Source organism: Microbispora sp. NBRC 16548 (genome assembly GCF_030268985.1).
Lineage (GTDB): Bacteria > Actinomycetota > Actinomycetes > Streptosporangiales > Streptosporangiaceae > Microbispora > Microbispora catharanthi.
Genome location: NZ_BSSF01000001.1, coordinates 182,645 through 194,786 on the forward strand (window position 1 = coordinate 182,645; position 12,142 = coordinate 194,786).

Sequence of the window (12,142 nt, forward strand, 5' to 3'; positions counted from 1 at the left end):
GCGTCGTCCACCGCGCCGCATGGGTCCACCCATTCCGTTCGCACGTGCGGTATAACCGGGGTCGAAGCGGGGAGGCGTCGATGCGGGACTCCGACAGGGCACGGGCGGCGAGCCTCTTAAGCCGGACTGCGGCACGTGATCTGTTCGAACAGGTGCGTTTCCGCTATTTCCAACTTCCGCCATTCGCGCGACGCGCGCTGTTCGTGGTGCTGCTCGTCGCCACCATGGGAGTGGCCGCGGCGCTCAACTGGTCGCTGGCGCCCACGTTCATCTACACGTTCCTGGCACTGTGCTTCCTCGCGCTGGCGCTCAGCTATCCGCGCGCCGCCGCGACCGTGCTCGTGCTCGCCGGGTGGGGTCTGCTGCTGCCGCTGTTCATGGGCGTGTTCGGCGGGCAGTCGATCGTGCCCGGCCTGCTGATGCTGCTGGGCGCGCTGACCGGCGGCGCGGCACACCTGATCCGGTGGGTCCCGCCGTGGCTGACGACGCTGATGTCCCTCGCGCCCGCCGGGGTCGTCGCGCTGTCGCTGTCGCCGCTGTCGCCGTCCGCCGCCCTGTGGGGCGCGTACGGCGTCGCCGCCGCGCTGCTCCTCTTCCGCCTGGTGCTGGCCAGGAAGGTGCGTGCGGAGGCGGAGCGGGAGGCGGCGGGCGCGGAGACCCAGGTGCAGGTGCGCGCCAGGGCGGGCAGCCACCAGCCCGCCACGGCCGAGACCGGCGCTCCGCCGCCCATCACGGTCGAGCAGGCGCTCGCGGAGTTGGAGTCCATGATCGGCCTCGAACCGGTCAAGGAACAGGTGCGCGCCATCGCCGCGTCGATCGAGGCGGCCCGGCTGCGCAGGGAGGCGGGCTACGCCAACGAGCGGCCGATGCGCCACTTCGTGTTCGTCGGCCCTCCCGGAACCGGCAAGACCAGCGTCGCCAGGTCACTCGCCAAGATCTTCTACGCGTTCGGGCTGCTGGAGACGCCGTTCGTGGTCGAGGCGCAGCGGGCCGACCTCGTGGGGGAGTACCTGGGGGCCACGGCGATCAAGACCAACGAGCTGATCGACCGCGCGCTCGGCGGCGTCCTGTTCGTGGACGAGGCCTACAGCCTCATCAACTCGGGCGACGGCCAGCCCGACCGGTTCGGCGCGGAGGCCGTGCAGACGCTGCTCAAGCGGGCCGAGGACGACCGTGACCGGCTCATCGTCATCCTGGCCGGCTACGAGCGGGAGACGAACGACTTCCTGGCGTCCAACCCGGGGCTGTCGAGCCGCTTCGCCACCCGGGTGCGCTTCCCCAGCTACAGCCCCGCGGAACTGCTGGAGATCACCGAGGCGCTGCAGCAGCGCCGGGGAGACCTGCTCGCCCCCGAGGCCCGTCCCGTGCTGCGCCGGCTGTTCGAGGACGTGGAGCGCCGCGGGCTCGTCGACGACCTCGGCAACGCCCGCTTCGCCCGCAGCCTCGCCGAGGCCGCGGCGCAGGCCCGCGACGTCCGCGTGGTGAGCGCGGGCGGGGCGCCGCGCGGCGAGGACCTGGTCACCATCACCGCCGACGACGTGACCAAGGCGTTCAACGAGATCACCGCGCGATACCGCGGCTACCAGGTCACCCCGACCCTGGACGAGGCGCTCGCGGACCTCGACAGGATGGCCGGACTCGAGCCGGTCAAGCGGCAGGTCCACGCGATCACCGCCCAGCTCAAGGTGGCCAGGATGCGCCAGGAGCAGGGCCTGCCGGTCCAGTCGCAGATGCGGCACTTCGTGTTCGTCGGCCCTCCGGGCACCGGCAAGACGACCGTCGCGCGCATCCTCGGCCGGATCTTCTCCGCGCTGGGCCTGCTGGCCCGGCCCGACGTGGTCGAGGCGTCGCGGGCCGACCTGGTCGGCCAGCACCTCGGCGCCACCGCGATCAAGACGAACGAGCTGGTCGACCGGGCGCTCGGCGGGGTGCTGTTCATCGACGAGGCCTACGGCCTGGTCAACACCGGCTACTCGGGGGGCGACGCCTTCGGGGCCGAGGCGGTGCAGACCCTGCTGAAGCGCGCCGAGGACGACCGCGACCGCGTGGTCATCATCCTGGCCGGCTACGAGCGCGAGATGGACGCGTTCCTGGCGACCAACCCCGGCCTGGCCTCCCGGTTCAATCAGCGCGTGTCGTTCCCCTCCTACAGGCCGTCGGAGCTGACCGAGATCGCGCAGCTGCTGGCCGCCGGGAGCGGCGACAGGTTCGACGCCTCCGCCGCCCGCGATCTCGCCGACGTCTTCGACTGGGTCTGCCGCGAGAGGCTCATCGACGGGCTGGGCAACGGCCGCTTCGCGCGGTCGCTGTACGAGCGGGCGGCGCTGCGGCGCGACGTCCGGCTCGCCGAGCAGGGGTCGGCGAACGCCGCCGAGCTGACGACGATCATCAGCGAGGACGTCCGCAGCGCGGTAGACGAGTTGTCCTGATGTCGTAGGAAACCCCCCGGACGCGTGTCCCGATGGCCGCAGGCCGTCACTTCCTGCTACTAATCGACTGCGGATGGTAGCTGGAGGATCGGAGAAGCACGTGAGAGCACGATGGCCGGTTGCCCTGGCCACACTGGCCGCTCTGTGGGCCGCCGGTGCCTGCGGCGTGCAGCGGGGGCCGGGTGAACCGGACAGCGGGCTCGCCCCCTCCCCGGTCAAGGCGTACGACATCAACCCGCTGGCCCGCGACAAGGTCAAGGACGGCGGCACGCTCCGGTGGGGGCTCACCGACTTCCCGACACAGTGGAACCGCAACCACGTCGACGGCGACAGCACCGCCGTCAAGGCGGTCACAGACGCGCTGATGCCCCGCACGTTCCGGTCCGACGAGCGGGGGCGGCTGACCCTCGACACCGACTACGTGACCAACGCCAGGATCACCGCGACCTCCCCCCGGCAGGTCATCACCTACTCCATCAACCCCAAGGCGAAGTGGTCGGACGGCAGGCCGATCACCTGGACGGACTTCGCCACGCAGTGGAAGGCCATGAGCGGCCGCGACCGGGACTACCGGGTCGACTCGACCATCGCGTACGAGAACATCCAGAGCGTGGCCAGGGGGGCGAGCGACCGCGAGGTGGTGGTCACCCTCGCCCAGCCGTTCAACGAGTGGCAGTCCCTGTTCACGCCGCTGTATCCCAGCACCACCGACGCGACCGCGGCGGCGTTCAACGCCGACTGGATCAACCGCATCCCGGTGACCGCGGGACCGTTCCGCGTGGAGCGCCTCGACGTCAAGGGCAGGACGGTCACGCTCACTCGCAACCCCGCCTGGTGGGGCAACCGGGCCAAGCTGGACACCATCGAGTTCCGGACCGTGCGTCCCGACCAGATGGTCCACGCGTTCACCAAGGGAGATGTGGACGTCTTCGAGGTGGGCCCGTCCCCCGACGACTACGCGAGGGTCAGGGAGGCCTGGGACGCCGTGGTCCGGCAGGCCGCGGGCACCCAGTATCGGCAGCTCACTCTCAACGGGGAGAGCCCGGTCCTGGCCGACGCGCGGGTGCGCGAGGCCGTCGCGGCGGCGCTCGACCGCCGCGGTCTCATGCAGGTGGACCTCAAGGGCCTCGGCTGGCCGACCGTGACGCTGGACAACCACTTCCTCATGAACAGCCAGTACGGCTACCACGCCAACGCCGGGGAGCTCGGCGGGTACGACCCGAAGCGCGCCGGGCGGCTGCTCGACCAGGCGGGGTGGAAGCTGTCGGGCAAGACCCGCGTGAAGAACGGCAAACCGCTCACGCTGCGCTTCGTCGTCCCCGACGGCATCGTCATGAGCGGCGTCGAGGCCGACGTCGCCCGGCAGATGCTCGAGCGCGTGGGCATCCGGGTCGACGTGCGAAAGGTGTCCTTCGACGACTTCTTCGGCAAGCACCTCATCCCCGGCGACTTCGACATCACCGCCTTCGCCTATCCGAGCACGCCGTTCCCGGTGTCGAGCGCCTTCGACATCTACGCGGACGGCGAGAGCGGCGGCCGGGGCGACGACATCGAGTGGTACTCCAACCTCGGGCGCAGCGGGAGCAAGCAGATCGACGAGGCCATGTACCGCGCCGGCAGCACGCTCGACCCCGACAAGGTGCCCGGTCTGCTGAACGAGGCCGACCGGCTGGTGTGGAAGAAGGTCAACGTGCTGCCGCTCTACCAGTGCCCGCAGGGCGTGGCCGTGCGGTCCGCGCTGACCAACATCGGGGCCAACGGGTTCTTCGACCTCAGGTATGAGGACATCGGCTACGCCTCCTGAACGGCCGCCGGCGGGCCGCCGCCGGCGAGCCGGTCCGGACCGGCGCCGCGCAGGTGCAGCGGATGATCAGCGGCGCCGCCGTGCCCATCCTGCCGCAGGGGGAGGAGTTCCCGGCGTCAGGTGGGAGGTTCGTCCGGGATGTCGGCGATGTCGTCCAGGGCGGCGGCCAGCTCGTCCGGATGGTCGCCGATCCGCTCGGCGATCTCGATGAGGACGTGCAGCACGTCGTGGCGGTCGTGCCCCAGGTCGATCAGGCGCTGGGCGGCCTCCCACAGCTGCGGCGGGTCGCCGACCCACAACCGGCTCGCGATCTCCTCGTGCCAGGCGAGGTGCTCCTCCAGGTCCGTACGGCCGAGCTCGTCGGCGTGGTCGATCTCCAGCAGGATGCGCCGGTCGGCCTCGTCCGCCGGGTTCAGCAGGTCGAGGTTGGTCGAGCCGCGCATGCCCTGCAGCAGGGGGAACGCGAACGCGCGCCGGGCCAGCGCGGACAGGTCGCCGTCGGGCAGCAGCCGTTCCACGAGAGAGCGGTCCAGCCCGAAGGTGGCCGGGTCCCGATACGCCTCGGTGAAGCGGGCCGTCGCCTCCCAGACCGCGTCGAGCGTCGCCCGCACGCCCTCGTCGGGCAGCCCGATCCGGGGGCCGGCGAAACGAACCCACGCCGACAGCACGTGCGGCATCGCGTCCTGCTCCGCCGGGGTGAGCAGGACCTTGCGCGGCAGCCAGTCGAGCAGGAAAGTCTCGCACTTGGTCGGGCTCACCCGCATCGGCCGGCCGAAGTCCTGGTCGCAGCCGTAGTCGATGATGTGGTCGGCGCACCGGGACGCGGCCGAGGGGTCCGACAGGTTCTCCGCCGCGTCCGAGGCGAGGAACTCGGCCGCCAGCATCGCGCGGCGGTCGCGGCTGTAGGGGGCCTCGGTATGCGCGGGAGCGGGCCGCATCCGCCCGGGCGGCAGCGCCTTGACGCGCGCCCGCGCGAACGCGTGGTAGGCGCTGTAGCTGTCGCTCACCAGCTTCGGGCCCGTACGGCCGTGCGCGGCGGCCCGGGCCGCCTTCATCGCGAATTCGAGCAGCGCCCGCGCCTGCTGCGGCTCCAGCTCCTCGAACCGCAGCAGCGCGTTGCCCGCGGCCTCCAGCCTGGCCTGCTCCAGCAGCTTGTCGACCTGCGACGACACCCAGGCGTCGCGGGCCATGCCGCCCATGTTGTAGTCGACGACCACGACCAGCGCGTGCCTGTCCTCGCCGTTGTAGGCGAACGTGCACACCACGGTGTCCTGGTCGCCGTACACGTCCCTGGAGACGTAGCAGCCGGTCGGCTTGACGGCGCCGACGCGGTCCGCCCAGCGGGGCCGGGCGACGTCCGACTCCATCAGCGCGAGCGCCGCGCCCTCCGCCTTGGCCGCCTGGCGGGCGGTGCCGAGGTAGGCGACGGAGATGAGCAGGGTGAGCGCGGCCGGCGTGCCGGCCTTGGCCGCGTAGTCCACCAGGCCCTCGCCGAGGATCTGCTCGACGTCGCCGCCACGCAGCCGCCTGCCCCACCACGCGCCGAGCATGTCGGAGACCATGAGCTCGGCGTCGAGCGGGCTGCGCACGGCGAGCAGCTCCCTGGCCGCCAGCAGCATCTCCGCGAACACGTCGTCCGGCGGCCGGGTCTCCCGGGGGTCACGTCGGCGCCGGCGACTCACGAGATCTCGCTCCGCTCGCTCACGGTGACCACCTTCTCGCATTCCCGCCGCGAAGGGCATCAGGAACACGGCCCGGTGACTTCCCCGTTATCTGCCGCTCCAGCCTTCCCCGCCGTACGGGTACGGGCCGGGGCGACCGCCGGGCGACCGCCGTACGGCGCGTCACCTCCGGGAAGGCGGCGCCGAGTTCACCATACCCAGGAGGCGCTCCCGGGCGACCCGCTCGACGATCTCCGGAGTGACGTCGAGCCCCAGGTGCTCGCCGCAGGCCCAGGCGTCGGCGACGCAGCGGGCGACTGCGGACAGGGGGACGGTCAGGAATTCCGCGGCCAGCCGGCGGGTCACGATTTCCACCGGTTCACGAAGACCCGGCTCCGGTGATGGGCCGCCACTGATTCGTGTTGCGAGTATGGGCATGGACTGCATTCCTCGCTGAATGGGGACCTGCCGCCCCTTATTTCACCTCTTTCCCCGGCGGTGTCAACCCTTCGCGGGCTGCCGCGTGGGAAGCTGACCCCATGCGCATCCGGCTCGCCCAGGATTCCGAGGCCGACGAGCTGCTCGGCCGCAGCCCCCTCGCACTGCTCATCGGCATGCTGCTCGACCAACAGGTGCCGCTCGAGCGGGCCTTCGCGGGGCCCCGTACGATCGCCGACCGGCTCGGCCGCGACCTGGACGCGCGTGAGATCGCCTCCTATGATCCTGACCAGTTCGCGGCCCTGCTCGCGGCGGCGCCCGCCGTCCACCGCTATCCCAAGGCGATGGCGGCCCGCGTCCAGGCGCTCGCGACCTATCTCGTCGCGCATTACGATGGCTCGGCCGAGAAGGTGTGGAAGGATGTCCGCGACGGCGCCGAGCTGCTGCGCCGGCTGCTGGCCCTCCCCGGATTCGGCCGGCAGAAGGCCCAGATCTTCCTGGCCCTGCTGGGCAAGCAGTGCGGTGTGCGCCCGGACGGCTGGCGTGAGGCGGCCGGGCCGTACGGCGAGGAGGGGGTGCACCGGTCGGTGGCCGACGTCGTGGACGCCGAGAGCCTGCAACTGGTTCGCGCGACCAAGCAGGAAGCGAAGCGGGCGGCCAAGAAGTAGGCCGGATCCTCCTGCGCGAGACGCCGGTCTTTTGACAGGATGCGTTGACCGCATGGCGGGCGGGGCTTCCGTCCGCGCATGCCGATCGCCCATGATGTAGGGCAGATCTGCGCTACCAATCACAGTTATGGAGATGTGCCTCGTGGGAGACGCTGGCACGCGACGGAGGTGCCGACCATGAGCGCCGAAACCTCCGTGCCCCGGCCCCGGGAGCCCGGTTTGGACATATCAGACTCCGACCTCTTCAGAGGCCTGATGTCGGAGGCGCCGTTTGCCTTCGCGTTTTTCAACCCGGATGGGCGTTTCGTCCGGGTCAACTCCACCTTTACCGAGCTGACCGGCCATCCTGTCGAGCTGCATCTTGACCGCCAACCGGCCGAGCTGCTGCCGGCCGACCTGACCACCCTGATCGAGGCGGCGCTGCGCCGGATCGCCGACGAGGCGCTGCCGGTCACCGACCAGCGGATCAGGACCCGCGCCGAGAACGGCGACAGCCGCCACTGGACGGTGTCCTTCTTCCCGATGCGCGACGACGACGGCGTCGTCGGGACCGCGCTGTTCGGGGTGGACGTGACCGAGCGGCAGCTGAACGAGGAGATGCTGGAGCGCAGCGAGGAACGCTACCGATCGCTGGTGGAGTCGCAGCAGCAGCTCGTGTGGATCAGCTCGCCCAGCGGCTCGGTGGCCGAGGACGCACCCCAGTGGCGGGCCATCACCGGCCAGGGCCTGGAGGAGTACCTCGCGCACGGCTGGCTGGACGCGGTGCACCCCGACGACCGTCCCGGCACCGAGGAGGCGTGGCGCGAGGCGCTGCGCGGCCGGACGATGTTCGAGTGGAGCTACCGGGTGCGCACCCGGGCCAGCGGCTACCGGCACTTCGAGGTCCGGGCCGTGCCGATCATCAGGCACGGCCGCGTGGTGGAGTGGGTCGGGGCGAACACCGACGTCACGCCGCAGCGCGAGGCCGAGGAGATGCGCGGCCGCCTCACCGACCAGCTCGGCGCCGCCGCGCTGCGCACCGCCCGTCTCCAGGGCGCGACCGCCCAGCTCGCCGAGGCGCTCACCGTCGAGCAGGTGGTGCAGGTCATCATCGACGTCGGCCGTACGGCCCTCGCCGCCGACCACTCGTCCGTGGCCCTGCTCGACCTCGACCGGGCGACGCTCAAGCTGATCAGCAGCGGCGGCACCCCGGACACCCGGGGCGAGGAGATCGACCTCGCGCAACCCAACGTGATGACGATGGCGGTCAACAGCCGCCGCCCGCTCTTCGCCGAGTCGCCCGACAGCCTGCGGGCCCAGCTCGTGGACGCCGGCGCCGACGAGGCGCAGATCTCCGGCTTCCTCGCGCAGACGGACGAGCGGGCCTGGGTGGGCCTGCCGCTGCTGGCGGCCGGGCGGGCCACGCTGTTCGAGCGCGAGCACAAGACGGCCGAGACGCTGCAGCGCAGCCTGCTGCCCGAACGCCTGCCGGTGGTGCGGGGCCTGACCCTCGCCTACCGCTTCCGCTCCGGCTCACGTCACGTGCAGGTGGGCGGCGACTGGTACGACGCGTTCGTCCTGCAGGACGGCCGGGTGGCGGCCGTGGTGGGCGACGTCATGGGCAAGGGCGTCAAGGCCGCCGCCGGCATGGGCCGGATCCGCAACGCCATGCGGGCCCTCGCGCTGACCAATCCGCCCCCGGCCGCGGTGCTGACGGGGCTCGACCGCGTCTTCGAGGCGACCGAGGAGGAGGAGCAGGTCACCACCCTGGCGTACATGGTCGTCGAGCCCGGGACCGGGGAGGGCACGCTGGCCCTGGCCGGTCACCCGCCGCCGCTGCTGGTCTCGCCGCAGGGCGTCGGGCTGCTGCACGAGACCGAGCCGGGCACACCGCTCGGCTGGGCCACGAGCCGCAAGCAGTTCAGGTTCTGCGTGCCGCCGGGTCACACCGCCGTTCTGTACTCGGACGGTCTGGTGGAGAACCGCAAGCGCGGGCTGGACGCCGGGCTCAGGGAGCTTTCGTCCGTCGTGGCCGAAGCGCCCCCGGAGGTCCTGAACAGCCCGAATATGCTGCTCGATTTCCTGGTGGACCACATGCTGTCCGGGTATGAACAGGACGATGACGTAACGGTACTCGCGGTCCACGTTCCACCGGCCACGAAGAGTGACTGAATGAAACAGTCATAACGGTTGCTTTCGGGTATCAGTGACCTCCTTCCGTACGCACTAGTGTCTCGGTCGGCCTAGGGTGGAGGGGCAACCGGCGGGACGCGGCCGTATCACGTACCGTGGCGTGCCACAATGGCATGTCGCGGTCCGCGCGACCTCACCACCGGAAAAGAAGAAGCACCTGGGTCCATTCTCGCCATGCGTTCGTTCGAGAGGTGTTCGTGTCGCCTGCAAGTTCGACTCGCTCGAAGCCGTCGGAGCTGAACGAGCCAGTGATTCAGCAGCTCCTCGAGCGTGGGCGCTCGCAGGGTTTCCTCGAGTCCGAGGATGTCCGCAAGGCCTTCGAGGAAGCGGACATCCCGATGTCGCAAGCCGCTGGATTCCTGCGCAGCCTCAGCAAGGAGGGTGTGACCGTCGTGGTGACGGCCGCCGACTCCGCGGCTCCCAAGCGTTCTCGAGGTCAAGCCAAGCGCCGCACCACCGCGCCCGTCAAGAAGACCACCAAATCCGCAGCGGCCAAGGAGTCGCAGCCGGAGACCGTGACCGCCGTGGTGACCGACTCCGCGCCGGCTGCCAAGCCGGCGCCGAAGAAGCCCGCTCCGGCCAAGCCCGCGCCGCCCGCCGCCAAGCCGGCCGCCGCCAAGGCTCCGGCCAAGCCCGCTCCGCCGAAGAAGGCCGCACCCGCCAAGCCGGAGGCCCCCACCACGGGTCCCGAGGGCAAGGCGGCCAAGGCCGACTCCAAGCCGAAGTCCGCCGACATCGCCGAGGACGACGAGGACATCGACCTCGAAGGTGACGTCGACATCGAGGACTTCGACATCGAGGTCGAGGACGTCGAGATCGACGCCGAGGTGGAGACCGAAGAATCCGAAACCGAGACCGAGGGAGAGGCCGACGGCGAAGAGCCCAAGGCCGAGGCGCTCGTCCAGTCCGAGGATGAGGTGCTGATCCTCACCGACGACGATGACGACGCGCCCGTCGCCCAGGTCGCGGCGGCCGGCGCCACCGCCGACCCGGTGAAGGACTACCTCAAGCAGATCGGCAAGGTGCCGCTCCTCAACGCCGAGCAGGAGGTCGAGCTCGCCAAGCGGATCGAGGCCGGCCTGTTCGCCGAGGAGCAGCTCGCCCAGGAGGCCGACGGCCTGCCCGTCGACGTCCGCGCCGAGCTGGAGTGGATCGCCGAGGACGGCCACCGCGCCAAGAACCACCTGCTGGAGGCCAACCTCCGCCTCGTGGTCTCGCTGGCCAAGAGGTACACCGGCCGCGGCATGCTGTTCCTGGACCTGATCCAGGAGGGCAACCTGGGCCTGATCCGTGCGGTCGAGAAGTTCGACTACACCAAGGGCTACAAGTTCTCCACGTACGCCACCTGGTGGATCCGGCAGGCGATCACCCGGGCCATGGCCGACCAGGCGCGGACCATCCGCATCCCGGTCCACATGGTCGAGGTGATCAACAAGCTGGCTCGCGTCCAGCGGCAGATGCTGCAGGACCTCGGCCGCGAGCCCACGCCGGAGGAGCTGGCCCGCGAGCTCGACATGACCCCCGAGAAGGTCATCGAGGTGCAGAAGTACGGCCGCGAGCCGATCTCTCTGCACACCCCGCTGGGCGAGGAGGGCGACAGCGAGTTCGGTGACCTCATCGAGGACTCCGAGGCCATCGTCCCGGCCGACGCCGTCAGCTTCACGCTGCTGCAGGAGCAGCTGCACTCCGTTCTCGACACGCTGTCGGAGCGGGAGGCGGGCGTGGTGTCGATGCGGTTCGGCCTCACCGACGGGCAGCCGAAGACCCTCGACGAGATCGGGAAGGTCTACGGCGTGACCCGCGAGCGGATCCGCCAGATCGAGTCCAAGACCATGTCGAAGCTGCGCCACCCCTCCCGTTCGCAGGTGCTGCGCGACTACCTGGACTGACGCACGAGTCGATCGTCCCTCGGCCACGCATCACGGCCGGGGGACGATGACGTTTACGCCCCCGTAACCTCGTGGTAGCGCCACGGGCACGTTGACGCTCCTAGGCTCGCGCCTCATGGGAGTGATCGAAGTGGATCGGGCGCGTGCTCGGGGGCCACGAGTGATCCCGGACCGCCCGTGGGCGGACACCATGCTCGACGAGGCGGTCGAGGCCGCCTCCCGGGGTGACCTCAGACCGGCGGCGGCCGTCCTCGCGGACAGCCGGGGCGACCCGGAGGCGCGGTCGCTGCGGGCGGAGGCGCTGTCGCGGGCCGTCATCGGGGCGAGCCGGTCGATCGAGGCGCTGCTCGCTCACGACCAGGGCAATCCCGATCTGTGGCTGTGGCTCGGCCGGGCCCGCCTGGAGGAGGCCTGGGAGCTGAGGCCCGACGTGCGGGCCAGGGCGGTGCAGGCGGACCGGCTGCACGCCTACCGGTCGGCGATGGAACAGGCCAGGCAGCCGCTGCTGGCGGCGGCGGGGCTCGCGCCGGTCGACCCGGTGCCGTGGGAGTGCCTGATGTGGCTGGCCATCGGGCTGGACCGGCCGCGCGCCGACAAGGACGCGGTCTGGTACGAATGCTCCCGCCGGTGGCCGACGCTGTATTCGGGGGCGCTGGCCCGCCTGATCACCCTGTCGCCCGGCTGGGGCGGCACCGCCCAGGAGATGCTCGGCTTCGCCCGCTCGGCCGCCGCGCACGCCCCGGAGGGCAGCCCGCTCCCGGCACTCGTGCCGCTGGCCCACTTCGAGATCGTCGCCGCGGGGCGCACCCCCATGTCCCGGGGCGGCTGGTTCTCCTTCGAGGCGCAGCGCGAGATCGTCTCGGCCGCCGCCCACTGGGCGGAGCGGCGCATCGGCGGGGCGCACCCGCGCTCGGTCGAGGCGCACAACGTCTTCGGCGCCGCCTTCTACCTGTCCGACCTCCGGCGTCCGGCGCGCGGGCACCTCGCCAGGACGGGCGGCCGCTTCAGCCGGCTGCCCTGGTCGCATCTCGGCGATCCGGCGCAGCAGTACCGCCGGGCCTGCGCCCGGCTGAATCTCTGA

General features: G+C 71.1%; 8 protein-coding genes. 6 read left to right on the plus strand and 2 right to left on the minus strand.

The window, feature by feature from the left end:
- The first annotated feature begins 152 nt into the window (after positions 1–152).
- Together QSK36_RS00840 and QSK36_RS00845 are read left to right on the plus strand one after the other, a co-directional pair.
- Positions 153–2,429 carry an AAA family ATPase gene (locus tag QSK36_RS00840; RefSeq protein WP_502883272.1) on the plus strand — a complete coding sequence of 759 codons (2,277 nt, stop codon included), beginning with the start codon at positions 153–155 and terminating at the stop codon, positions 2,427–2,429.
- Positions 2,430–2,529: 100 nt separating this feature from the next.
- Positions 2,530–4,233, plus strand: coding sequence for an ABC transporter family substrate-binding protein (locus QSK36_RS00845; protein ID WP_285780982.1), 1,704 nt, complete (start codon positions 2,530–2,532; stop codon positions 4,231–4,233).
- 116 nt (positions 4,234–4,349) lie between these two features.
- Here the strand turns inward: QSK36_RS00845 and QSK36_RS00850 are convergent, their stop codons facing one another.
- Together QSK36_RS00850 and QSK36_RS00855 are read right to left on the minus strand one after the other, a co-directional pair.
- The gene (locus QSK36_RS00850) at positions 4,350–5,852 is read right to left on the minus strand and encodes a hypothetical protein (RefSeq protein WP_183544579.1); all 1,503 of its coding nucleotides are present in this window, start codon (positions 5,850–5,852) and stop codon (positions 4,350–4,352) included.
- Positions 5,853–6,077: 225 nt separating this feature from the next.
- Positions 6,078–6,269, minus strand: a complete 192-nt coding sequence (locus QSK36_RS00855) for a hypothetical protein (protein ID WP_182902567.1) — start codon at positions 6,267–6,269, stop codon at positions 6,078–6,080.
- Between the two features lie 164 nt (positions 6,270–6,433).
- Here QSK36_RS00855 and QSK36_RS00860 point away from each other — a divergent pair, with 164 nt between their 5' ends.
- The 4 genes from QSK36_RS00860 to QSK36_RS00875 all read left to right on the plus strand — a co-directional run bounded on the left by QSK36_RS00860 (position 6,434) and on the right by QSK36_RS00875 (position 12,142).
- Entirely contained in the window at positions 6,434–7,000 is a 567-nt protein-coding gene (locus tag QSK36_RS00860; RefSeq protein ID WP_285780983.1) for an HhH-GPD-type base excision DNA repair protein, read from the plus strand.
- Positions 7,001–7,177: 177 nt separating this feature from the next.
- Positions 7,178–9,151 carry a SpoIIE family protein phosphatase gene (locus QSK36_RS00865; protein WP_285780984.1) on the plus strand — a complete coding sequence of 658 codons (1,974 nt, stop codon included), beginning with the start codon at positions 7,178–7,180 and terminating at the stop codon, positions 9,149–9,151.
- A 218-nt stretch (positions 9,152–9,369) separates the two neighbouring features.
- Positions 9,370–11,061 (plus strand): RNA polymerase sigma factor, encoded by a 1,692-nt coding sequence (locus QSK36_RS00870; RefSeq protein WP_285780985.1) that lies wholly within the window; start codon positions 9,370–9,372, stop codon positions 11,059–11,061.
- Positions 11,062–11,176: 115 nt separating this feature from the next.
- Entirely contained in the window at positions 11,177–12,142 is a 966-nt protein-coding gene (locus QSK36_RS00875) for a hypothetical protein (protein WP_285780986.1), read from the plus strand.

Coding starts and splice junctions, on each gene's coding strand:
- QSK36_RS00875 (WP_285780986.1), top strand. CDS start 11,177: ATGGGAGTGATCGAAGTGGATCGGGCGCGTGCTCGGGGGCCACGAGTG.
- QSK36_RS00860 (WP_285780983.1), top strand. CDS start 6,434: ATGCGCATCCGGCTCGCCCAGGATTCCGAGGCCGACGAGCTGCTCGGC.
- QSK36_RS00865 (WP_285780984.1), top strand. CDS start 7,178: ATGAGCGCCGAAACCTCCGTGCCCCGGCCCCGGGAGCCCGGTTTGGAC.
- QSK36_RS00850 (WP_183544579.1), bottom strand. CDS start 5,852: ATGCTGCTGGCGGCCAGGGAGCTGCTCGCCGTGCGCAGCCCGCTCGAC.